21 protein-coding genes are annotated in these 21,769 nt (G+C 59.1%); 4 read left to right on the top strand and 17 right to left on the bottom strand.

Going from position 1 to position 21,769, the window contains the following annotated elements; all coding sequences use genetic code 11:
* Window positions 1-8: 8 nt before the first annotated feature.
* The 8 genes from rpe to HYPGJ_RS12970 form a co-directional block, all read right to left on the bottom strand.
* The gene (gene rpe, locus HYPGJ_RS13005) at window positions 9-680 is read right to left on the bottom strand and encodes a ribulose-phosphate 3-epimerase (RefSeq protein WP_046847527.1); all 672 of its coding nucleotides are present in this window, start codon (window positions 678-680) and stop codon (window positions 9-11) included.
* 43 nt (window positions 681-723) lie between these two features.
* Window positions 724-1,599, bottom strand: a complete 876-nt coding sequence (locus HYPGJ_RS13000; RefSeq protein ID WP_046847526.1) for a phosphoribulokinase — start codon at window positions 1,597-1,599, stop codon at window positions 724-726.
* Between the two features lie 44 nt (window positions 1,600-1,643).
* Window positions 1,644-2,687, bottom strand: a complete 1,044-nt coding sequence (locus HYPGJ_RS12995) for a class 1 fructose-bisphosphatase (RefSeq protein ID WP_046847525.1) — start codon at window positions 2,685-2,687, stop codon at window positions 1,644-1,646.
* A 246-nt stretch (window positions 2,688-2,933) separates the two neighbouring features.
* Window positions 2,934-3,665, bottom strand: coding sequence for a peptidase (locus tag HYPGJ_RS12990; protein WP_046847524.1), 732 nt, complete (start codon window positions 3,663-3,665; stop codon window positions 2,934-2,936).
* 20 nt (window positions 3,666-3,685) lie between these two features.
* Window positions 3,686-4,498, bottom strand: coding sequence for a transglutaminase family protein (locus tag HYPGJ_RS12985; RefSeq protein WP_046847523.1), 813 nt, complete (start codon window positions 4,496-4,498; stop codon window positions 3,686-3,688).
* 10 nt (window positions 4,499-4,508) lie between these two features.
* Complete coding sequence (locus HYPGJ_RS12980) at window positions 4,509-5,456, bottom strand: alpha-E domain-containing protein (protein ID WP_046847522.1); 948 nt, start codon at window positions 5,454-5,456, stop codon at window positions 4,509-4,511.
* A 7-nt stretch (window positions 5,457-5,463) separates the two neighbouring features.
* A complete protein-coding gene (locus tag HYPGJ_RS12975; RefSeq protein ID WP_101536155.1) occupies window positions 5,464-6,879 on the bottom strand; it encodes a circularly permuted type 2 ATP-grasp protein in 1,416 nt (471 codons plus the stop codon).
* Window positions 6,880-7,044: 165 nt separating this feature from the next.
* Complete coding sequence (locus HYPGJ_RS12970) at window positions 7,045-8,721, bottom strand: formate--tetrahydrofolate ligase (protein WP_046847520.1); 1,677 nt, start codon at window positions 8,719-8,721, stop codon at window positions 7,045-7,047.
* A 987-nt stretch (window positions 8,722-9,708) separates the two neighbouring features.
* On the opposite strand from HYPGJ_RS12970, the gene HYPGJ_RS19495 reads away from it, so the two are divergent.
* Together HYPGJ_RS19495 and HYPGJ_RS19490 are read left to right on the top strand one after the other, a co-directional pair.
* Window positions 9,709-10,755, top strand: coding sequence for a polysaccharide biosynthesis protein (locus HYPGJ_RS19495; RefSeq protein WP_244466124.1), 1,047 nt, complete (start codon window positions 9,709-9,711; stop codon window positions 10,753-10,755).
* Window positions 10,688-11,638, top strand: coding sequence for a polysaccharide biosynthesis protein (locus HYPGJ_RS19490; protein ID WP_244466123.1), 951 nt, complete (start codon window positions 10,688-10,690; stop codon window positions 11,636-11,638). The genes HYPGJ_RS19495 and HYPGJ_RS19490 overlap by 68 nt, the downstream gene beginning before the upstream one ends.
* Window positions 11,639-11,690: 52 nt before the next feature.
* Here the strand turns inward: HYPGJ_RS19490 and HYPGJ_RS12960 are convergent, their stop codons facing one another.
* The gene (locus HYPGJ_RS12960; RefSeq protein WP_143440528.1) at window positions 11,691-12,665 is read right to left on the bottom strand and encodes an O-antigen ligase family protein; all 975 of its coding nucleotides are present in this window, start codon (window positions 12,663-12,665) and stop codon (window positions 11,691-11,693) included.
* A gap of 22 nt (window positions 12,666-12,687) precedes the next feature.
* Here HYPGJ_RS12960 and HYPGJ_RS19140 point away from each other — a divergent pair, with 22 nt between their 5' ends.
* Both HYPGJ_RS19140 and HYPGJ_RS12955 read left to right on the top strand, forming a co-directional pair.
* Window positions 12,688-12,894, top strand: a complete 207-nt coding sequence (locus tag HYPGJ_RS19140) for a hypothetical protein (protein WP_143440527.1) — start codon at window positions 12,688-12,690, stop codon at window positions 12,892-12,894.
* Window positions 12,895-12,980: 86 nt separating this feature from the next.
* Entirely contained in the window at window positions 12,981-13,724 is a 744-nt protein-coding gene (locus HYPGJ_RS12955) for a glycosyltransferase family 25 protein (protein WP_244466122.1), read from the top strand.
* A 54-nt stretch (window positions 13,725-13,778) separates the two neighbouring features.
* Here HYPGJ_RS12955 and HYPGJ_RS12950 read toward each other — a convergent pair whose 3' ends face one another.
* The 8 genes from HYPGJ_RS12950 to HYPGJ_RS12915 form a co-directional block, all read right to left on the bottom strand.
* On the bottom strand, window positions 13,779-14,972 hold the full coding sequence (locus HYPGJ_RS12950; protein ID WP_046848393.1) for a DegT/DnrJ/EryC1/StrS aminotransferase family protein: 1,194 nt from the start codon (window positions 14,970-14,972) through the stop codon (window positions 13,779-13,781).
* 20 nt (window positions 14,973-14,992) lie between these two features.
* On the bottom strand, window positions 14,993-15,613 hold the full coding sequence (locus tag HYPGJ_RS12945) for an acetyltransferase (RefSeq protein ID WP_046847518.1): 621 nt from the start codon (window positions 15,611-15,613) through the stop codon (window positions 14,993-14,995).
* Window positions 15,610-16,221 carry a sugar transferase gene (locus HYPGJ_RS12940; RefSeq protein WP_046847517.1) on the bottom strand — a complete coding sequence of 204 codons (612 nt, stop codon included), beginning with the start codon at window positions 16,219-16,221 and terminating at the stop codon, window positions 15,610-15,612. Before HYPGJ_RS12940 ends, HYPGJ_RS12945 begins: the two co-directional genes overlap by 4 nt.
* A 7-nt stretch (window positions 16,222-16,228) precedes the next feature.
* Window positions 16,229-17,440, bottom strand: a complete 1,212-nt coding sequence (locus HYPGJ_RS12935; RefSeq protein ID WP_046847516.1) for a glycosyltransferase family 4 protein — start codon at window positions 17,438-17,440, stop codon at window positions 16,229-16,231.
* A gap of 204 nt (window positions 17,441-17,644) precedes the next feature.
* Complete coding sequence (locus HYPGJ_RS12930) at window positions 17,645-18,220, bottom strand: acyltransferase (RefSeq protein ID WP_046847515.1); 576 nt, start codon at window positions 18,218-18,220, stop codon at window positions 17,645-17,647.
* Window positions 18,221-18,340: 120 nt separating this feature from the next.
* The gene (locus HYPGJ_RS12925) at window positions 18,341-19,279 is read right to left on the bottom strand and encodes a family 43 glycosylhydrolase (protein WP_046847514.1); all 939 of its coding nucleotides are present in this window, start codon (window positions 19,277-19,279) and stop codon (window positions 18,341-18,343) included.
* A 124-nt stretch (window positions 19,280-19,403) separates the two neighbouring features.
* Window positions 19,404-20,582, bottom strand: a complete 1,179-nt coding sequence (locus HYPGJ_RS12920; RefSeq protein WP_046847513.1) for a DegT/DnrJ/EryC1/StrS family aminotransferase — start codon at window positions 20,580-20,582, stop codon at window positions 19,404-19,406.
* Window positions 20,583-20,627: 45 nt separating this feature from the next.
* Window positions 20,628-21,677, bottom strand: a complete 1,050-nt coding sequence (locus tag HYPGJ_RS12915; protein ID WP_046847512.1) for a Gfo/Idh/MocA family oxidoreductase — start codon at window positions 21,675-21,677, stop codon at window positions 20,628-20,630.
* Window positions 21,678-21,769 lie beyond the last annotated feature (92 nt).

The raw sequence follows: 21,769 nt of genomic DNA, 5'->3' as shown, positions 1-21,769 counted from the left end.
AAGATTGGTTAGACGGACTTCGTCGCGTTGCGGATCGCGGCGATGTTCGCAGCGTAGCTTTTCTCAGATCCACCCTTGAATACGGCGGACCCGGCGACGAGGACGTTGGCTCCGGCTTTGACGACTTCGGGCGCGGTTTCGGGCGTGACACCGCCGTCGACCTCGATGTCGATCGGGCGCGCGCCAACCATCGCCTTCACACGCCGGATCTTTTCGAGCGCCGACGGAATGAAGGACTGGCCGCCGAAACCCGGATTGACCGACATCAGCAAAATGAGATCGATACGGTCGAGGCAATATTCGATGACGTTTTCCGGCGTCGAGGGATTGAGCGATACGCCCGCCTTTTTGCCAAGCGCGCGGATCGCCTGCAGCGAGCGGTCGAGGTGCGGTCCGGCTTCGGCGTGAACGGTGATGATGTCGGCTCCGGCGGCGGCGAAGTCGGCGAGATAGGGATCGGCGGGCGCGATCATCAGGTGCACGTCGAAAATCTTCTTCGATGCGCCGCGCACGGCTTTGATGATCGGCGCCCCGAACGTGATGTTGGGAACGAAGTGGCCGTCCATCACATCGCAATGAATCCAGTCGGCTCCGGCCGCGTCGACGGCGCGGATTTCGTCGGCGAGCTTGCCGAAGTCGGCCGACAGGATGGACGGAGCGATCAAAACGGGGCGGGTCACGGATAACCTTCCAATCTTCGTTCTTGTCTTCGTGCCGGCTGCGTCAAAGCGCGCGACGGCGGCGCTCGACGAGCTGCAAAATGAGTGGCGTCAGAATGAGCTGCATCGCCAGATCGAGCTTGCTGCCCGGAATGACGATCGAGTTGGCGCGGGACATAAAGCTATCGTGCAGCATCGACAAGAGATAGGCGAAATCAATCCCGCGCGGCTCCTTGAACCGAATGATCACCATCGATTCATCAGGCGTCGGAATCCAGCGGGCAATGAAGGGATTGGACGTATCGACCGTCGGGATGCGCTGAAAGTTGATGTCCGTATGGGCGAACTGCGAGCAAATGTATTCCACGTAGTCCGGCATACGGCGCAGGATGGCCTGCGTGACGTCCTCAGTCGTGTAGCCGCGCTCGGACCGATCGCGCTGGATCTTTTGAATCCACTCGAGATTGATCACCGGCACGACGCCGATTTTCAGATCGGCATAACGTGCCACGTCGACCTTGTCGGTCACGATCGCGCCGTGCAGACCTTCGTAGAGCAGCAGATCGCTGTCGGGCTCCAGGTGCGTCCAAGGCGAAAACGTGCCGATGGCCGCGCCGCTCGTCCGTTCATCCTCGGCGTTGTGCGAATAGACGCGCGTTTTGCCGGTTCCGGTTTCGCCATAGGTGCGGAACAGCTGCTCGAGCTCTTCCAGCAAATTGGCTTCGGCGCCGAAATGACTGAAGTGGTGGTTGCCGCGCTCAGCGGCCGCCTTCATTGCCGCGTCCATATCCTCGCGATTGTAGCGATGGAAGGCGTCGCCCTGAATGAACGCGGCTTTCACCTGCTCGCGGCGGAAAATGTACTCGAAGGTATGGCGCACTGACGATGTGCCAGCGCCCGACGAGCCGGTGACCGAGATGATGGGATGCTTGATTGACATCGGCGGAGTTCAAACCGTCATTGCAGGGGAAGGGATGGACGCGATCATGGTAGCGCCCGGAACAAACCGCGGCGTCCGAAAAGCGGCGAGCGATCGCCTTTGAATTCCTGGCCGCTGTAAATGCGCACCACACGATCGACCTCGTAGCGCGAGCCGCAAATCAGCGGTGTCCGTTGATGCAGCGACGACGGGACAACATCGAGCACGCGATCGCGGCCGGTCGTCGCCTTGCCGCCCGCCTGCTCGATCAGCCAGCTGAACGGATTGGCTTCGTAGATCAGGCGAATGCGGCCCTGATGGAAGCCTTTGCGCCGGTCTCCGGGATAAAGATAAATGCCGCCGCGCGTCAGGATGCGTAAGATGTCGGCAACGGGCGAGCCCGTCCAACGCATATTGAAATCGTGGCCGCATGGTCCGTTGGCGCCATTCTCGCAATCGTGGATGTAGATGCGGATCGGATCGTCCCAATGGCGGGCGTTCGATGAGTTGATCGCGTATTCGGTCGTTTCTGCCGGCATCGAAACATTGCGCGACGTCATGTGAAACGTGTTGGTGCTGCGGTCGAGCGTGAAGATCTGGGTTCCGAGGCCGACGGTCAGGACCAGCGCCGTGTGCGGTCCGTAAACGACGAAGCCCGCTGCGAGCTGATGCGATCCGGGCCGCAGGAACGCCGCTTCGCCGACGGATGCCGGATGACGCGGCAGAATTGAAAAGATCGTCCCGAACGATACGTTGGCATCGACGTTCGAAGAGCCGTCGAGCGGATCCGTCGCAACCAGCAGAGGCGCGTCGGGATTCAAGGTGATCGGGTGCTCCGATTCCTCCGAGGCCAACGCTGCGACCGGCGCGGCCTTCAGTGCCTCGGCGATCATGCCGTTCGTCAGGAGATCAATTTCTTTCTGTTCGTCGAACTCGCCCGCCTTCGAAACGATCTGACCTAGTCGGCCGCCAAGTGATCCGCGCGCGACCAGCTCGGAAATCCGAATGCTCGTCTCGGCCAAGGCCAGCACGGTGTCCGCGACGTGGCTGCGCGTGCGACCGTCCAGCGTCCAGTCCGACAGATAGTCTTTGAGCGTCGCGAGACCCATCGCACTCCTTCCGGCAAACCCACTGCCGCGCAGCGTTCGCTTATCTAATCCTACTTACGTCGGAGAAGCGAGCGAACAAGCGCATTCGATGTGCATAGACAAGTGCGTTTAGAGTTTTGCGCGGGTGCGAAACAGAGGGCGAATTGACCGCGCGACGCCGTATCAGCCGCAGGCATCGGAGCCGTTGGAACCTCACGTTAATCATTCGGGGAGGGGCGGGCGAGCGCCCTCGTGAGGACGGGAAGGTTAGACCTTGAACTCGTCGATGGTCGTCACGGCCTGCCGCAGCGCCTCCGACCAGGCATTCGACAGTTTACGGAAGTATGCGTCGTCCGGGCCGATGCGGATCTCGCGTGTGATGTCGAGGGCGTCGCGCTCATAGACGACGAGGTCGATCGGCATGCCGACGGAGAGATTGGACCGAAGCGTCGAGTCGAACGAGAGCAGAACGATTTTCGCGGCTTCGCCGAGGCGCATGTCGGCGCGGGCGACGCGATCGAGGATCGGTTTGCCGTACTTGTGCTCGCCGATTTGGAAGAACGGCGTGTCGCTGGTCGACTCGATGAAGTTGCCTTCCGGATAGACCTGGAAAAGGCGCGGTTTTTCACCCTCGATCTGGCCACCGAAAATGAAATGCGTATTGAAGCCGACACGAGCCGCCTCCAGCGCGGCGCCGTCGATGCGGCGGGCCTCGCGGATCGCGTCACCGACGATGCGCGCCGCCCGGTACATGTTGGCGGCGTTGTAGAGATTGGGCACGTTCGATTCTTCGTCGTCGAGCCGCTCGTTCAAAAGGTTGACGACCGTTTGCGTGACGGCAAGGTTACCGGCGCTCAACAGAACGAAGACGCGATTGCCGGGCTTTCGCCAGATCTGCATCTTGCGATACTGCGCGATGTTGTCGAACCCCGCATTCGTTCGTGTGTCAGAGGCAAAAACCAAACCCCGCTCGAGATTGAGCGCCACGGCATACGTCATTCGTCGTCTCCGGCCGGCAGCTATTGCTGTTGACTGATCTGCTGCTGAACTTCAACGATCACGTCAAGCCTTTCCTCGGCGATGCCGTGACGCATGCCGCGGATCGGTGCTGCGAACGTCGCGTCGAGGCCGGCGGCGAGCCGAACGTAAAGCTCCGTCGGGCAGACGCCGTTGGCCGGGTCGAAGCCGACCCAGCCGAGGTCTTCGATCCAGACTTCCGCCCAGGCATGATTGGCCTCTGCAGGCGCGTCGCCGCCGCTCATCAGGTATCCGCTGACGTAGCGCGCCGGGATGCCCAGCGAGCGCACCGCGGAAATGAAGACGTGGGCGTGGTCCTGGCAGACGCCCGCGCCATCGCGCAAGGCGTCGGCCGCGGTGGTGTGGCTGTTCGTTGCTCCCGTCCTGTAGTCGATGGCTTTACGAACGGCGGTCATCAGCTCATGCATGCCGCTCACGCCGGCGGCTGCTTTCGTTCCGCTTGCGAGGCTGCGAATGTCATCGTTGGCTGCCGTCTTTGCGGTCTGGCGGCGGTAGACCGTCAACGGTGCGATTTCCTTGAGGCCGCGAACGATGCCGGCGCAATCCTCAGTCTCCACGACCCCTTTCGCGATGATGAGCGATTCGGATTGCCGGCCGACGGAGCTCGCAAGATGCACGACGTTTCCGAAGCCGTCTCGAAACGCGTGAGCGGAATCGATGCCCGGCGCAATAATCCGCCAGTCGACAACGCGCTGACCGAGAAACGACGGCGGCGTCAGCCGGAGCGCCATGATCGAATAGTTCGTCGCTTCGCTGTACGTGTAACGCGAAACGTGGCCAATCGAGATGCGCATGGAGCAGGCCTCAATCGATGAAATGGTAAGCGGCAGAGATTTCGTTGCCGAGCCTGCTGTTACGGCCGATGAAGTCCTGAACGAATTCATGCAGCCCGGACTGGAACACGGTTTCGATATCGGCTTCGAGCAGCAGGTCGCGCGTCGCCTCGACGGTCGCATGGCATTCGTGGCGCGCGCCATAAAGCGCGGCGAGATCACGGAGCGCGACGGTCAACTCATCGTAACAGGCGCGTAGCGAACGCGGCATCTGTCGATTGAGAATCATGAAGTCGGCGATCTTCGGCGGGCGGTATTGATCCTTGAACACCCAACGATAGCTGCGATGCGCCGATACCGAGCGCAACAGCACCGACCATTGGAAATTATCCGTTCCGCTTCCGACCATCTCGCTCGATGGAAGCAGGTGATAGTATTTGACGTCGAGAATGCGCGCGGAGCTATCGGCGCGCTCGATAAAGGTGCCGATCTGGCCGAAGTAAAAGGTGTCGTTGCGCAGGATCGTGTTCAGCATCGCGCCGCGATAGAGCGCTGAACGGGCACGCACCCAGTCAAGCAGCTCCGGCAACGAGTTCGACGTGATCGTCGCGGGTTTTATGGCCTGGAATTCGAGCCACGAACTGTTCAGACTTTCCCACATCTCACGCGTTAGCGACGTTCTCTGCGCGCGTCCGTTGCGGCGCGCGCTTGCGAGACACGCCGCGATGCTCGACGGATTCGACGTATCGAACAGCATGTAGTCGATGACTTTGCGCGAGACGAGATCGCCATGGCGCAGCATGTATCCCTGCATGCAGCCCGCGCTTTCGAGCGTCGATCGCCACTCCTCGTGAAAGCCTTCGCCCTCGCGCGGCAGAAGCACGATGCGGTAACCGACCTCCAGCAGGCGCGCTATATTTTCGGCGCGCTCGATGTAACGGGAGAGCCAATAGAGATCGTTTGCAGTTCGTCCAAGCATGCGCGCGTTATTCCTGAAGCACCCACGTATCCTTCGTGCCGCCTCCCTGACTGGAGTTGACGACGAGAGAGCCTTTCTTCAAAGCCACGCGCGTCAAGCCGCCCGGGATCAAGCGCACGCGGTCGCCGACGAGCACGAACGGCCGCAAGTCGAGATGGCGCGGCGAAACGGCGGAGCCGGCAAGTGTCGGGCCTGTCGACAACGCGAGCGTCGGCTGCGCGATATAGTTGGAGGGATTGGCCAGAATTTTTGCGCGGAACGCGGCGATCTCTTCCGCCGTCGAACGCGGTCCGACGAGCATTCCGTATCCGCCGGAGCCATGAACTTCCTTGACGACGAGTTCAGGCAAGCGGGACAAGACGTACTTCAGGCTTTCCGCGTCTCGGCAATTGTAAGTCTCGACGTTGCCGAGGATCGGAGGCTTGCCGGTATAGAATTCGATGATCGCGGGAATATAGCTGTAGATCGCCTTGTCGTCCGCGATGCCTGCGCCCGGCGCGTTGACGATCGTCACGCGGCCTGAACGATAAACGTCGAACAGCCCCGGAACGCCAAGGAGCGACGAGGGATCGAACACCAATGGATCGAGAAACGTATCGTCGATACGACGATAAAGGACGTCGACGCGCTTCAGGCCTTCAGTCGTTTTCATGCGGAGCAGGCCGTCGATCACGATGAGGTCGCTGCTCTCGACGAGCTCGATGCCCATCTGGTCGGCGAGGAATGAATGTTCGAAATAGGCGCTATTGAAAATGCCGGGCGTCAGCAGCGCGACGTTCGGCTCCGCATCGAGGTTGCTCGGCGCGACGCTTTCGAGCGTTTTCATCAGCGCATCGGGATAGTTTTCGACAGGGCGCACGCGGTTGCGGCTGAACAGATCCGGGAAGAGATGCATCATCGTCTCCCGGTTCTCGATCATGTAGGAGACGCCCGACGGCGTCCGCGTGTTGTCCTCCAGCACGAGGAATTCGTCTTCATTCGTGCGCACGAGATCGATGCCGATGATATGGCTGTAGACGCTTCGCGGCGGATCGACGCCAATCATTTCCGGCTGGAAGGCGGCGTTCTGAATGACGAGTTCTTCGGGAACGATGCCGGCTCGCAGAATGTCCTGGCGATGATAGATATCGTATAGAAACGCGTTCAGCGCCCGGACGCGCTGCTCGATTCCCAGCTCGAGCTTGCGCCATTCCTCGCCCGAGATAATGCGCGGAAAAATGTCGAACGGGATGAGGCGTTCGGCAGCGGCCTCATCGCCGTAGACTGCGAAGGTGATGCCCGAACGGCGGAACAGGACTTCGGCCTCGGCGGTTTTCTGGCTCAGCGTGTTCATGTGCTGAACACCCAGCCATTCGACGAAGGCGCGATAGGGCGCGCGCACTTCGCCGCCGAAGCCGTTCATTTCGTCGAACGCTGTGCGCACGAGTTGCCCTCCTCCGCGATCTCCTTTCGAGCGCATCGCAAAGTCTGGGCCAGATTGAAAAAATGCCGCGAAGACTGCGTGATGACAGTCTTCGCGGCATCAGATTGCCGAGCAACTACGCAGGCTGCTCAATTCAGCGGCAGCACAGTGCCGCCGATAAGCGACCTAGAACAGGCCCTGGATGAGGCCCTTGTCGTCGAGGCGGATGTTGTCGGCGGAGGGAACCTTCGGCAGGCCGGGCATGGTCATGATCTCGCCCGTCACGACGACGATGAACTCGGCGCCGGCCGCGAGCCGCAGCTCACGGATCGGCACGATGTGGCCGGTCGGCGCGCCGCGCTTGTTGGGATCGGTCGAGAACGAATACTGCGTCTTCGCCATGCAGACCGGGAAGTGTCCGAAGCCCGCCGCTTCGAAGTCCTTGAACTGCGTCTCGACGCTTGCGTCGCAAGAGATGTCGGCGGCACGATAGATTTCCGTCGCGATCGTCTTCACCTTGTCGCGCAGGCTCATTTCCGACGGGTAGAGCGGCTTGAAGTTCGCCTTGCCCTCGTCGATGACCTTGACGACGTGGTGCGCCAAGTCTTCCGTGCCCTTGCCGCCGTCGGCCCAGTGCGTGCACAGGAACGCCTTCGTGCCCATGCTTTCGGCGGCCTTCTGCACTTCCGCGATCTCGGCGTCGGTGTCGGTGATGAACTTGTTCACCGCCACGACAGCCGGAACGCCGAACTTGTTGACGTTCTCGATGTGGCGCTTGAGGTTCTCGCAGCCCTTGGCCACCGCCGCGGCGTTCTCGGCCTTGAGATCATCCTTGGCGACGCCGCCATGCATCTTGAGCGCGCGCACCGTCGCGACGATGACGACCGCCGACGGCGCGAGGCCGGCCTTGCGGCACTTGATGTCGAAGAACTTCTCCGCGCCCAAGTCAGCGCCGAAGCCGGCTTCGGTCACGACGTAGTCGGCGAGCTTCAGAGCCGTCGTCGTCGCGAGCACCGAGTTGCAACCATGCGCGATGTTGGCGAACGGACCGCCGTGAATGAACACGGGGTTGTTCTCGAGCGTCTGCACGAGGTTCGGCTGCAGCGCGTCTTTCAAGAGTACCGTCATGGCGCCGTCGGCCTTGAGATCGCGGGCGCGGACCGGCTTCTTGTCGCGCGTGTAGCCGACGATGATGTTGCCGAGGCGGGTTTCGAGATCCTTCAGATCCTTCGACAGGCAGAGGATCGCCATGACTTCCGAGGCGACCGTGATGTCGAAGCCGTCCTCGCGCGGGAAGCCGTTCGAGACGCCGCCCAGCGAGTTGACGATCGAGCGCAGCGCGCGATCGTTCATGTCGAGGACGCGCTTCCAGCCGACGCGGCGCTGGTCGATGCCGAGGGCGTTGCCCCAGTAGATGTGGTTGTCGATCAGCGCGGAAAGCAGGTTGTGGGCGCTGGTGATGGCGTGGAAGTCGCCGGTGAAATGCAGGTTGATGTCTTCCATCGGCACGACCTGGGCGTAACCGCCGCCGGCGGCGCCGCCCTTGACGCCGAAGCACGGTCCGAGCGACGGCTCGCGCAGCGCCATGATCGCCTTCTTGCCGATGCGGTTGAGGCCGTCGCCGAGGCCGACCGTCGTCGTCGTCTTGCCTTCGCCCGCTGGCGTCGGGCTGATCGCCGTGACGAGGATCAGGTGGCCGTTGCTGAAGGATTGGATGCTTTCAAGATACTGCGCGGTGACCTTTGCTTTGGTCCAGCCGTAGGGAATGAGAGCGTCTGCCGGAATTCCAAATTTTGCGGCGACGTCGGTGATAGGCTTCAGTTTCGCATGACGCGCTATTTCGATGTCGGATCCTTGGGACATGCAGCTGCTCCGCGGCTATCGCTCAGTAATCGCGGTTTCGTATAGCGAATGTTTTATTCGAGTAAAGCAACATTGTTGGGCCGCGCAGGTCTTTATTATGCTGCACTGCGGTTGTGACAACGAGATGCTGTTTCTACGGCGCGTGTTTTTCTGGCTGTGTCGCGCGTTTGATCGCACTGCGCGATTGTCGCCGCTTATATGGATCCTGCGTTATAATGCAGGGCTTATGAAGTTTTCTTGGTGCTCTGCAGCAAACTCCTTTCGATTTTTTTTGATCGAACGGTGGTTGGAGAGTCCGTGTTGCGGATGGCGTGGCCGAGTTCGAGCGGAGCCGAGGCGAGGGGACCGTAGTTCCGAGACGGCGAAAAATGCGTCGTAGTTCGATGCTATTTGCGGCGGGTCCGAGGGGCGTTTGTGCGAAATCGAACACATATTGAATTCGCTTCAATAGGTGTTTGGTGTGGTATTACCGCGAATGCCAAATTATTCAGCTGAGCAAATCCACATGAAACGCGGAAAGACATGGCCGTAATGGCTATGCATTTTTTCCGGAACTCATTGGATGTCGTTGCAATCTCCAATTCGAATGACTGCAAAATCGAAGGGGCCGTTCCGCTAACCGAAGTGACTGTGGTTTGCAGCCCGAGGCGTTGCTTGCGATCGGCCTGTAATTTCGGTGTCGTCTTCAATGCGCAGCGAAGCTGTAGAGCGTTTCGATGCGCCGTCGCGGCGCGGAGCCGCCCGTTTTCATGTATCGCCACTTCAAACACAAAGAGCATTTGCCAGGTGAAGATCTGCAATCAAACGTGATCGTTTCCGGGATTGCAGTGGCGTTGATTTGGGGTGCTCTCACTGTGTTATAAAACGGACATTGCGGCACGAATTGTGGAGACAGGCCAACCACTAATGGCTTGCATTTCGATCAAAAGAAAATATTGCTAAGCGGTCTAGTTCTATCGGGGTGCCATGAGGAGCCGCATCTTTGAAATGCCGCGCTATCACAAGCGCGCGGTGTTGATTGTCGTCGATTTCGTGCTGCTTATCATTGCGCTGCGGCTGCCGATGGCGATCCGTCTTGGACAGCTCGAGGTTCCGGAAGGCGAAGGCACCTGGGCGCTGGTTCTAGCTGCGCCGCTCATAACCCTCGCGATACTGTGGCGTTTCAACGTCTATCGGGTGGTCACCCGCTTCGTCGGCTATCGCGGCGCGAGCCAGATTGGGCTTGCCGTCGGACTTTCCACGTTGATCTGGGCGCTGCTGGTGTTCCTTTCGGGCCAGAACGGCATTCCGCGCTCGATCATCATCCCCTATGGGGTTCTCGGCGCGCTGGCTCTCATTGCGGTGCGCTATGCGATCAAGGCGATCCTCAACAGCGCCGATATCATGACTGCGCGTGAGTATACGCGCGTGCCACCTAGACCGACGCTGATCTACGGCGCGGGCCGGATGGGAATCGAGCTGCTTAACAACGTGCGGCGCGCGCGCGATCGCGACATCGTCGCGTTCATCGATTCCTCGCCTACGCTTTGGCGTCAGTATGCCGGTGGGGTCAAAGTTTATCCGCCGAGCCGTTTGGCTTCGCTGGTCGAGTCCGAAGCTCCGTGTGAAGTCTTGGTCGCTTTGCCCGGATCGCAAAGGCAGGAGCGGCGCGAGGTTCTGAAGGAACTCGAGAAGCTTCCGGTTACGGTCAAGGTTTTGCCCGCGTACGAGGACTTCACGTCGGGTCATGTCGGCGTCAACAGCTTGCGTAACGTCGATGTCAACGATCTCCTGGGCCGCGATCCTGTGATGCCGCGCCACGAGCTCATGGAACGGAATACGCGGGGCAAGTCGGTTCTGGTGACCGGTGCAGGTGGTTCTATCGGCAGCGAACTGGTGCATCAAGTGGTGCGGCAGCTGCCACGCCTGCTCGTGCTGCTCGAAATCTCGGAGCCGGCGCTCTACAAAATCGGAAATCCGAGACGCGTTGGCAAAGTTGCCGGCAGATGTTGTCAGGCCTCGCGTCGTTACGGTTCTCGGCTCGGTCAGCGATGAAAGGCTGGTCAACGCTCTGCTCAGTGAGCACCGCGTCGAGACGATCTACCATGCGGCTGCCTACAAGCATGTGCCGATGGTGGAGTGCAATCCGACCGCCGGAATCATCAATAACGCGCTTGGCACGCTCGTTATCGCTAAGGCTGCCGTACGCAACCGGGTCGAACGCTTTGTTCTGATCTCGACCGACAAGGCGGTGCGTCCGACGAACGTGATGGGCGCGTCGAAGCGCTTATCGGAACTCGTGGTGCAGGCCGAAGCGGCAAGTCAAAGCGGAACGGTTTTCACGGCGGTACGCTTCGGCAACGTGCTCGACAGTTCCGGGTCCGTGGTGCCGCTTTTCCGTAAGCAAATCGCCGAGGGCGGTCCGCTCACCGTCACGCATCCCGATGTCGTGCGCTATTTCATGTCGATCCATGAGGCTGCCGAGCTGGTGATACAGGCCGGGGCGATGGCGACCGGTGGTGAAGTTTTCGTGCTGCAAATGGGTGAGCCGGTCCGCATTCTCGATCTCGCGCGGCTCATGGTGCGGCTCTCCAATCGCGAAATTCGCGACGATAAAAATCCAGACGGCGATATCGAAATTTGTTTTACCGGCTTGCGGCCAGGCGAGAAGCTGTACGAGGAGCTACTGATCGGCGCCAGCACGAAGCCTACCGAGCACCAGCGCATCTACAAGTCCGACGAGCCGTTTCTGCCGTTGAAGGATCTCGAGCGAGAGTTCGATCTGCTGATGCTGGCGATCGAGGCCGAAGACATGATTGCGCTCAAGAGCGTTTTGACGCGCGTTGTTGAGGGTTATCAGCCGGCGTCTGGTGCGAAGCCTGGCAAAGGTGCGCATCAGAGCCCGGATCAAGAGCCGATCTCGCAAACGATTCATTGATCACATCGCCGCAGCGCCGCGATAAATTGCTTGCGGTTTGGCTGTCGCCCATTCACCGCGAGGATTGTTGTGCTTCCTCGATGTGCGTCTCATCTTGAGCAGCGTGCGGCCGGATCAAGGCCAGAAAAATCGGCGTCCATAAAAACAAATAGTGCGTGTTGAACGAACGCAGCGGCTCGCTCAGATCCGACGCCATAAAGCCATTGGCGAATATGAGCATCGCCACGATGAAAAACTTCTCATCCTTACTCTTGAGCTCGGATGCGCGAGAAAGTGTGACGGCCATCACGGCAATGAAAAAAATGGCAAGCGGAATCCCGTAGTGCAGAGCCATCCCAAGATAGGTATTGTGGGCGTGAGGAATTTCACCTGGGAAGCGAAAGGCGGAGCCTACTCCCCAAAGTGGATGGCTTGCGATCGCATCGAGGCTTTGCATCCAGATGCCGTATCGGTACGGATCACGGCAAGCGAGGTCGATCGCGGGGCAGAGTGCGTCGCGGATCGGGCCATAAAACAAGACGCTGGAAGCTACCAGTCCGTACGCGCCGAACGCGCTGACAATGAGCAGCGTTCGTGATCCGTAAACAATGACCAGGGTCGTCAGGGCGAGCGCAAGTATCAGCGCGAGGAGCGGTCCGCGGCTACCGGTAAGATAAATTGCGGTCAGCGTGATGCAGATCATCGTCGCTGCCAGCAGCGCTTTCAGCGGCGTGCGCCGAATGTCGATGTGGTAGGCGAGCAATGTGACTGCCGCGAGCAGGCCTGCGGCCATGGCTCCAGCCGCGAGAATGGGATTATCGGTTCGACCGACGAGGAGCAATCTGCCGCCGATATGCGTGGCCGCTACGAACGTGACGATCACGCATGCGCAGGCTGCACCGGCTGTTAGCCACAGGATTTCGCGAAAGCGCAGATGCAATTGTGCGTAAAGAATGAGACCGTATAAACCCGCAATGAAAAGCGCGTGAGATATGCCTGAACCGAACGTCGCGGTGGCACTCCCGTAGGGAGGCAAAAGCAGGCGCAACTCGCTCGCGATGAGAAACGCAATGACGATGGGCGCCATCAGCGGCGTCGGTAATTCGGAGCTGCGCGGTTTGCGCAAGATCAAAATCCAACTGACGGCGAAACACGCGACGGCAACGACTTGGGATGCGCCTCCTTTCAGAAAAAAGATCGAGATGAGAAATGCGATGAAGAGTGCGCGTGCTGGATTGTCGCGAATTTTTTGGCTAAGCTTTTCCGCGATGGAATAGACGGATGCTGCTGAAAGCATATGAGCCACGTTGTCGTTTGCCGTCCCGTCCGACTTTGACGGCGAATCGCGACGCATTGCACTGGGATGGTTCAACTGGATAAGTCCTGCCCCGCGCGCATGCAAGTCTTCGTCATCAATCTCGCATCAGCTACAGATCGCCTCGCCTATATCAGCGGCCAGATCGGTGGTCCGTTCGAGCGCATCGAAGCGGTTCGCGGCGACGCAGTGCCTGAGCGATTGGCGGCGAATTTCAGCGGATCAGTATCGCTCCTGGCGGGTGAGATAGGCTGTTACGCCAGTCATCTCATCGCCGCCGAGAACATCGTCGCGCGCGGACTGCCTTACGCCGTTGTGCTCGAGGACGATGCCATCCTGGCGAGCGACTTTCATGAAGTCGTCGAGACTTGCGTCAAGCATTTGCCAGCAGGGTGGGACATCGTCGCCTTATCCGACGTCAAGAGCCTTCCGCACTGCCGCCTTTCGCAATTGAGCGGCGAGCGCTGGCTGGTGCGGTATGCGCATTTTCCGAAAACAACAACCGCCTACGTTCTCAGTCAGTCGGGTTGCCGGAAGCTGCTGGCGTCGCGTCAACGGACGCGTCCGGTGGACGTCGACATTCGCTACGGTTGGGAAATGGGACTCAACGGTTACGGCATTCTGCCGCCGCCTGCCGGGCCGAGCGAGAAATTCGAGTCCTCGATCCCGAAGAGTGTGCGGCGAAGGTACTACTGGAGATCGCATCCCCTGCGTTACCTCAAGGGACGCATCGACGGCGTACGCGGGCTCGGCTTAGCCAACGCGCTTCGCGCTTATCTCGGAAACTCGTAGGGTAGAGCGGTTTATCGATGGTGCGCGGATCTGATGCTTCCGCTCCATTCGAGATCAGTAGCTCGCGGCGTGCAGAACTTCGCCGACCACGGAGCTGGTCCGATTGATCTCTTGCTCGGTCAGCGTTGGGTGAACGAGGAAAGCTAGGCTGGTTTCGCCTAGTTCGCGGGCTACCGGCAGCCTTTCGCGTGGACGCCAGCCCGTGCCGTCAAATGCCTTTTCGAGATAAACTTCCGAGCATGAACCCTGAAAGCAGGGCACACCGCGTTCGGCGATTTCATTCACGATCCGGTCGCGGCTCCACCCCTCGGCCAAGTTCTCGGGCCGCACATAAGCATATAGTCTGTACCACGCATGACTTGAGCCTTCGTCGTGAGGAGGCGTTGGCGTTCGCAGTGGTCCCGTGTCGCCGGTAAACGGAACGAGAGCATTGAGAATCTTCGCCGCATTGGCCGAGCGGGCGGCATTCCAATTCGCCATGCGCGTCAATTGAATGCGGCCGATAGCAGCCTGCATCTCGAGCATGCGCCAATTGCTGCCGAAACTTTCATGCACCCAGCGGAATCCCGGCGGGTGTTTACGCTCATAAACTGCTTTCCAGCTCTTGCCGTGATCTTTGAACGACCACATGCGCGACCATGCTTCTGAATCGTTGGTGGCCACCATGCCGCCCTCGCCGCCGGTGGTGATGATTTTATCCTGGCAGAACGACCAAGCACCGACATGGCCGATCGTGCCAACCGAACGGCCCTTGTAGCGGGCGCCGTGGGCTTGAGCGCAATCCTCGATCACTTTTAATCCGTGGCGAGCAGCAAGCTCCATGATCGGGTCCATATCGCAAGGCCAGCCCGCCAAGTGCACGGGTATAACGGCTCTTGTGCGCGGCGTGAGTACAGCGGCGATGGAAGCGGCAGTGATGTTACCGCTGTCGCGATCGACATCGGCAAAGATCGGGATGGCGCCTGCGCTGACTACGCAGGAAACGGAAGCGAGGAAGGTACGTGGCGTTACGACGACTTCGTCACCTGGTCCGATCCCGAGCCCATGAAGCGCCAGCTCGAGTGCCAGCGTGCCGTTGGCGAGCGCAACGGCGTGGTTCGATCCAGTCCATTGGGCAAATTCGTTCTCGAATTTGCGACATTCGTCGCCGGTCCAGTAGTTGACGCGGTTCGAGCGCATAACACGAGCGACGGCGTCGATCTCTTCTTCAGAATAGGACGGCCAAGGAGAGAAGGGGGTATTGAGCATGCCGCGCCTTATCTGGTTGCTCACTCGAGTATGCGAGCCGGAACGCCGGCAAACGTTTTATCGGCTGCAAGGTCACTGACCACGGCTGCACCGACACCGATCAATGCACCGCTGCCGATCTTGACGCCTTGCCGAACCGCGCAGCCCGTTCCGAGCCAAGCTCGTTCACCGACTACGACGCCACCTGATAAAGTTGCGCCGGGGGCGATGTGGCTTCCCGCCCCGATCTCGCAGTCATGGTCAATCCTGGCTCCGGTGTTGACGATCACGGCGTCGCCGATCTGCACGCCAACGTTGATGATGGCGCCAACTCCGACGAATATGCCTTCACCGAGGGAAGCACCGCGACTGACGACTGCCGAAGGGTGAACAATGCGGGGGGTTTGAAAGCCCATACGACGCAAGTTGTGAAATAACTCCAGCCTCACAGCGCCGTTGCCAACTGCGGCGATGGCGACAGGCCATTCGTTTGCCAGTTCCGTTGCCGCCTTGAAAGGACCGAGTACCCTTAGTCCGGTTGGGCGATCTACAGATGCGGCGTCATCGAGAAATGCGACTTCTTCATAACCGCAGTCGAGCGCGGCATCGGCAACCACGCGGCCATGTCCTCCGCAACCTAAAACGAGAAGGGATCGCGTCACGCCGAATTTCCCTTCCCATTCTCAGTTCCTGTGAAGCGCGGCATGGTTGCCTCGCCCTGCGCCGAAATTCCTGAGCGCTTCAATACGCCAACAATAGTACGTCCAATAATCTTGATATCCAGCCAGAACGACCGATTATCGACATACCACGTGTCCAGTGCGAACTTCTGTTCCCACGACAGCGCATTACGCCCATTGATTTGCGCCCATCCGGTCAATCCGGGCCGCACGTCATGACGGCGTGCCTGATCAGGCGAGTATAGCGGTAGATATTCCATCAGAAGCGGGCGCGGCCCGACCAGGCTCATGTCACCCTTGAGCACGTTCCACAATTCTGGAAGCTCGTCGAGACTGCTTGACCGCAGGAAACGGCCGAACCGTGTCAGCCGGTCGGCGTCTGGCAACAGACGGCCTTCCGTGTCGCGGGTATCCGTCATTGATCGGAACTTCAGTATCTCGAAAGGCTGGGCATCCTTGCCCGGACGCATTTGGCGAAACAGGACAGGACTGCCTAGTCGCCAGCGTACCAATAGCGCGATCATTGCGATGAATGGCGCGAACACGATAACGGCCAAACCGGCAGCGACGATGTCAAACGCTCGCTTCATTGCGAAATCACGCTACATCCAACATAGAGGCAAGCCGACCGGCGAGACGATCCATAGCATAATTTTGTTCGAGATGCCGCCGGCCGGCGAGACCCATTTCCGTGCGCTGTGCCAAGGAAAGCGATGCGACATTCATTATCGCATCGGCGAGCAACTGGGGGTCTTCGGGCGGGATGGTAACTCCGGCACCGGCATCAGCGACGGGATTGTTTGACGAAGCGCAGCAGAACAGCACAGGGCGCCCGGCTGCCAGAAAATCAAAAAGCTTATTTGAGCTTATGCCGTACTTGAAAACCGGCGCATCAATCAGGTTGAATACAAAAGCATCGGCCTGTGCGGCGAGCGCGGGAATGTCGTTCTTAGGAACCGGATCTTCAAATTCGACATTCGTCAGGCCCTTGGCTTTCGCCGCCGCCATAAGAGACGGCTTCAACGGCCCGTCTCCAATCAGCCGCAGGCAAATTCGATCGCCTTTTGGAGTTTTCGCTACGATTTGCATCGCTGACAGCAGATTATCCAGTCCGTTCGCGGCGCCGTGGGCACCGAAATACATCAGCGTGAATTTATCCGTTTCCATGATGGGCATTTGGCGCCCAAAACTATCTGTGTCGGTCCCATTTGGAATCCAGACTATTTTCTCCCGCGCTATTCCGAGCGGCTCGATGTATTCGTGGGCATGCGGCAGGAGCACGATAATTCGCGAAGCAGCGCGATAGAGCGATTTCTCCAGCCATCGAAGTCCGATGGCGGCTGGATGATGATCCGAGAGCCGTCCCATGTCGATCAGCGTTTGCGGCCATAGATCGCGGACCTCGAACACGAATGGCACGCCGTGGCGCTTCGCCAATTTACGTCCGGCCCATGCGGCAAGCGGGTGGACGCTTGAACCGATGATCGCGTCAGGTGGATCAAGCGAAGAGAGATTCCGGCGATTTAGGACAGCGCGAGTGTAGTCGAACATGTTCGCCACGCGGTCCATTCCGTTTCCGGAATACCCGCGCGTTTTCAGCCAAAGAAATGGAACGCCATCGTAGGTCTGGAGTCGCTGCGTCTCTCCAGCGTTCAGGCGCTGCAATCCGGTTGAATGATCGGTGCTGGCGGCGATGATTGTTGCCTTCCAGCCGTAGCTGGATAAGTGACGGGCGAGGGAGAAATGCCGCGTGCCTCCCGCTCCGCCCGGTTCCTGCGCGTAGTGGTTTAGGATCCAGACGTGCTTCATGTCGATTGGAGCAATGTGTGCGTTTGCCGACAGTCGTAGATAGTCGATGCCATCTATTCACTCCCCCTACAATGCTGCTTTGCGTTCCTGCAAGGCGTTTCTGCATTTTCGGTGTGAACCTTGAAAAGGCTTTCGGTTATGGCCCAATTACTGACGAATCCAACTTCGACTAACAGGACGCGCGGGTGTTGCGGTGACGACGACCTATTCGTCATCTGTCCGCCGCAGCGTGCCGCGCTCTTCGGTGTAGCGTTCGCCCGTTCTTGGGCAAGTCAGAGTCTCGTTGAGGATTTCACCTGCTCTTGAGACCCAGCCAATGCGTCGGGCGGGCACGCCGACCATCAACGCGTAGGCTGGCACGTCCTTGGTCACGACGGCGCCGGCGCCGATCATGCAATATTCGCCGAGCTCGTGACCGCAGACGATGGTCGCGTTGGCGCCAATGGTGGCGCCGCGCCGGACGCGGGTTAAGCGAAACTCATCCTTCCGCTCGATCTCGGCGCGCGGGTTGAGCACGTTTGTGAAAACGCAGGACGGACCGCAGAACACGCCCTGCTCCAGTTCGACGCCTTTGTAGAGAGAAACGTTGTTCTGAATCTTGCAATTGTCGCCGATCGTGACGTCCGGGCCTGCGACCACATTTTGTCCGATTGAAACATTGCGGCCGATACGGGTGCGCGAAAGGATGTGGCTGAAGTGCCAGATCTTCGTCCCCTCTCCGAGTTCGACGTCATCGTCGACGTAGGCGCTTTCATGAACGAACGGCGGCTTAGCGGTCATGTAGCAGCTCCTGTCGGGGCGCGATCTGTCCATGCTTGGATGCAGATGTGAAAGCTTGTTCTGTCAGCGGCCAGGTTGATGATATTGAAAAAGTTGCCTTGAGGAAGTGCCGTTCTCGTCTCATCCCTGGCATGGCGTGTTCGCGTCAATGAAACCCCATCCCGCGGGAATGCCGGCTGCGCTGACATTTTGAGCGAAGAACATCCGCGATCGAAACTGATCGCATAGAAAAACAGGATTGAACAACTTCCGCTGGTTGTTTTTTATGTGCCACGGTTTGCTGGCTTCCAATAGAATTGTCGCCTTTCCAATTGCTTTTCCTGTTTCAGGGTCAACTTCAACCATTCCAAGTTTTTGGTTCTGCGAATGATCGGTTCCACTCCATCCTGCAAAAGAAACGTAGGATCGTCCTGATGATTCGAAGAATGCTGGATCTGCTTCTTCGCTAGCATGCCAAGCGTCTCGGTCGTTCTCAAAAATGTGGCCGAGATCATGCCAGGGGCCATCCAGTGACCGAGCTGTAAGCAAGCCAGCGGCTAGTTGCGCGCCTTTCCCGAGGTCTTTGTACACCGCGAAATATTGCCCATTCCGGGCCTTGCGCACGTGGATATCCGCCAAGTTCGCCGGGAGTGTATCGGTCGAGGTGTACGGCCCTTCGAATTTAGACGATGTGAAATGTTGAGTGGCCGATTTCTCTGACAGCCAGAGCCACAGGTGCCAGATGCCGCTTTCATATTGGATAGAGGGATAACGACCGTCGGGCACGGGTGTGTACGACTTTGCAACGGCAAGATCTTTCAGCGACTTTGCAGATCGCAATTCAGTTGTCGTCTTGTTGTCCTGCGCAAAATAATAGACACCGTCGATCAAGAGCAGGTCGAACTCGTTCACGCCGTTCGGCAGTTCGAAAAGTTCGGGGGACTGACTGCCGTTTTGCAGTGCCAAGATGAGCGGAGACACTCTTGGATGGTTGAGCCAAGCCGCGATGGCGACAAGCGTGACGATCACCGATCCGATGATCCAGAATCTCGCATCTTTCCAAGCGCTGGCGACAGTCATTGTTGCTGCCCTCGACTGCGATCTAAATCGACGGAGAACGTTCCGCTCCGTAGTTCGAGTTCGTATTGAACTCACGAGGTATGGCAGATTTGCAGGTGCGGAGTCGTAAGCGGGTGTCCAACGATCACCGGGCGGCGGCTGTTTTTTCGACTGACATGGCGCTTAGAACGTTCTGTAGACCCGCAACGACGGTGTTTTGGTCGGCTTCCGATAGATCCGGTCCCATCGGCAGGCTTATCACGTGCTGTGCCAGCCATGCGCTAACAGGCGTCGGATCGTCGTTGCAAAGATCGCGATAGGCCGGCTGTTCGTTGAGCGGCACTGGATAGTGCACGGCGGTCGGGATGCCGGCGGCGTTGAGGCGTTGTTGCACTTCGGCGCGATGCGGCACGAGTATCGTGTATTGCGCGTGTACCGAGGTTCGGTCGGACAAAACCTTCAACCCGCGAGCGCTGGCGAGAGGAGCTTGAAGGTCCGCAGGTTCGAGAGGACGAAAACTCGGGATGGCTTCCGCGAGAAGCGTACCGTAGCGATGCCCGATCCGCTCGCGCTCCGCGACCTCCCACTCGAAGCGTGGCCATTTCGCGAGGAGAATAGCGCATTGCAGCGTGTCCATGCGGCCTCCGACGCCGATGCGCGTGTGCACATAGCGCTTGCTCTGGCCATGTGTACGGATCTCGCGCGCGGCGGTCGCCAAGGCGTCATCGTTCGTGAACAGGGCGCCGCCGTCGCCGTAGCATCCAAGAGGCTTCGACGGAAAAAAGCTCGTGGCACCGAACGTCGATAGGCCACAACTTTTACGTCCGCGGTAGGTAGCGCCGAAGCTTTGGGCACCGTCCTCGATCACCGGAATGTTTCCGTGAGTTGCCGCGACGGCGTTGATTTCATCGATATCGGCGACCTGACCGTACAGGCTGACTGGGATAATGGCCTTGGTGCGCGATGAAATCTTGCTGGCAATGCTCGCTGCGTTGATGTTCGCCGTGGCCGGTTCGACGTCGACGAAGACCGGCTTGGCACCGAGCAGGACGATGACCTCGGCGGTGGCGACGAACGTGAACGGAGCCGTGATGACCTCGTCTCCCGGGCCCACTCCGAAGGCCATGAGCGCGATCAGTAGTGCTTCGGTGCCGCTCGCGACGCTAATGCAATGGCGCGCGCTAACATAATCGGCGAGCGTCTTTTCGAGCTCCGCGACTTCAGCGCCCATGATGTACTGGCCGTGCGAAAGAACGTCGTGGATGCGGCGTTCGAGGTTCGCTTTGATCGCGGCTTGTTGGGTCTTGAGGTCGATGAACTGCATATCGTTCTTACCTGTTCAGCGCGGCTGGTATGATTTGCTCGCCTGTCAGTATTCCAACGGAAGCGCGACGCGCCGGCCGTCCCTCGCCGAGCGATAAAGCGCGATCAACAGCTCGAGAGATTTCAGCCCTTCGCGCCCGTCTGTTTCCGGTACAGCTTCGTCTCGCAGCACCTTGATGACGTTATCGTAGTAGAGCGGGTGGCCGAAACCATAGACGCTCGTCGTTGCGTAGCTGGCTTGCCGGACTTCGTCGTCCTCGGCTTGCTTGTCTGCAAATTCCCAATGTTGAATTTCGTTGACGGCGACGCCGCCGATGCGCACGGAGCCCTTTTCGCCGAGGATCGTGATCGATCCTTCGAAGTTCTTGGGGTACGTCAGCATCGTGACGTTCAACGTGCCGATGGCGCCGTTGCGCCAGCGGAGGGCGGCGACGCCCGAGTCTTCGACCTCGATGTCGCGGGCAAGGGTGCCGGTGTAAGCCATGACGCTTTCGACGGGACCGATCAACCAATGAAGCAAGTCAATGTAGTGGCTGGCCTGATTCATAAATGCGCCGCCGTCGAATTCCCACGTTCCGCGCCATTTAGCGCTGTCATAGTATTCCTGAGGTCGAGCCCAAAAGACATTGATGGATACGGAATAGATACGGCCGAAGCGGCGCGTTTCGATCGCCTTTTTCAAAAGCTGAAGCGTGGCATTGCGGCGATTTTGTTTGACGACCAGAAGTTTGACGCCGGCGTTATCGCACGCCTCGACCATCGCGAGGCCGTCGCTCCACCGCGTTGCCATTGGCTTCTCCGTCAGAACGTTGAAGCCGGCCCGCGCGCATTGGATCGCCTGTGAGGAATGCAGGCCGCTGGGCGTCGTGAGCACGATGCAATCGGCGTCGGTTTTGGCTAACATATCAGCCAAGTTGGCATGCCCGTTCGCGCCTGTCGCTTCCGTAGCGGCTTTGAGCGTCTCAGGCGACACGTCGCAGACATCGACAATCTCGCATCGCTCGCTATGCGATTTGATCGCGCCGATATGATTGTTTGCAATGCGTCCGCATCCAACGAGTGCAAAACGAACCTTTCGGTCTGTGATCGCCGTCATCGTGTCAATCCTGCTGCGAAGCTCGAGTGATGAATTAGGGTCTTGTTATTCGACGGCGGGGTCGTGAGCAAATGTTCTGGAGCAATCCTACG

Source organism: Hyphomicrobium sp. GJ21 (genome assembly GCF_001006785.1).
Classification (GTDB): Bacteria; Pseudomonadota; Alphaproteobacteria; order Rhizobiales; family Hyphomicrobiaceae; genus Hyphomicrobium_B.
The sequence above is the reverse complement of the archived record's forward strand: the minus strand, read 5'-3'. Positions and strand labels throughout refer to the sequence as shown.

Excerpts from the sequence above, each read along its gene's own strand:
- HYPGJ_RS13000 (WP_046847526.1), bottom strand. The coding sequence starts at position 1,599 with ATGTCAATCAAGCATCCCATCATCTCGGTCACCGGCTCGTCGGGCGCT.
- HYPGJ_RS12995 (WP_046847525.1), bottom strand. The coding sequence starts at position 2,687 with ATGGGTCTCGCGACGCTCAAAGACTATCTGTCGGACTGGACGCTGGAC.
- HYPGJ_RS12990 (WP_046847524.1), bottom strand. The coding sequence starts at position 3,665 with ATGACGTATGCCGTGGCGCTCAATCTCGAGCGGGGTTTGGTTTTTGCC.
- HYPGJ_RS12985 (WP_046847523.1), bottom strand. The coding sequence starts at position 4,498 with ATGCGCATCTCGATTGGCCACGTTTCGCGTTACACGTACAGCGAAGCG.
- HYPGJ_RS12980 (WP_046847522.1), bottom strand. The coding sequence starts at position 5,456 with ATGCTTGGACGAACTGCAAACGATCTCTATTGGCTCTCCCGTTACATC.
- HYPGJ_RS12970 (WP_046847520.1), bottom strand. The coding sequence starts at position 8,721 with ATGTCCCAAGGATCCGACATCGAAATAGCGCGTCATGCGAAACTGAAG.
- HYPGJ_RS19495 (WP_244466124.1), top strand. The coding sequence starts at position 9,709 with ATGCCGCGCTATCACAAGCGCGCGGTGTTGATTGTCGTCGATTTCGTG.
- HYPGJ_RS19140 (WP_143440527.1), top strand. The coding sequence starts at position 12,688 with ATGACGATGGGCGCCATCAGCGGCGTCGGTAATTCGGAGCTGCGCGGT.
- HYPGJ_RS12955 (WP_244466122.1), top strand. The coding sequence starts at position 12,981 with ATGGTTCAACTGGATAAGTCCTGCCCCGCGCGCATGCAAGTCTTCGTC.
- HYPGJ_RS12950 (WP_046848393.1), bottom strand. The coding sequence starts at position 14,972 with ATGCTCAATACCCCCTTCTCTCCTTGGCCGTCCTATTCTGAAGAAGAG.
- HYPGJ_RS12940 (WP_046847517.1), bottom strand. The coding sequence starts at position 16,221 with ATGAAGCGAGCGTTTGACATCGTCGCTGCCGGTTTGGCCGTTATCGTG.
- HYPGJ_RS12935 (WP_046847516.1), bottom strand. The coding sequence starts at position 17,440 with ATGAAGCACGTCTGGATCCTAAACCACTACGCGCAGGAACCGGGCGGA.
- HYPGJ_RS12930 (WP_046847515.1), bottom strand. The coding sequence starts at position 18,220 with ATGACCGCTAAGCCGCCGTTCGTTCATGAAAGCGCCTACGTCGACGAT.
- HYPGJ_RS12925 (WP_046847514.1), bottom strand. The coding sequence starts at position 19,279 with ATGACTGTCGCCAGCGCTTGGAAAGATGCGAGATTCTGGATCATCGGA.
- HYPGJ_RS12920 (WP_046847513.1), bottom strand. The coding sequence starts at position 20,582 with ATGCAGTTCATCGACCTCAAGACCCAACAAGCCGCGATCAAAGCGAAC.
- HYPGJ_RS12915 (WP_046847512.1), bottom strand. The coding sequence starts at position 21,677 with ATGACGGCGATCACAGACCGAAAGGTTCGTTTTGCACTCGTTGGATGC.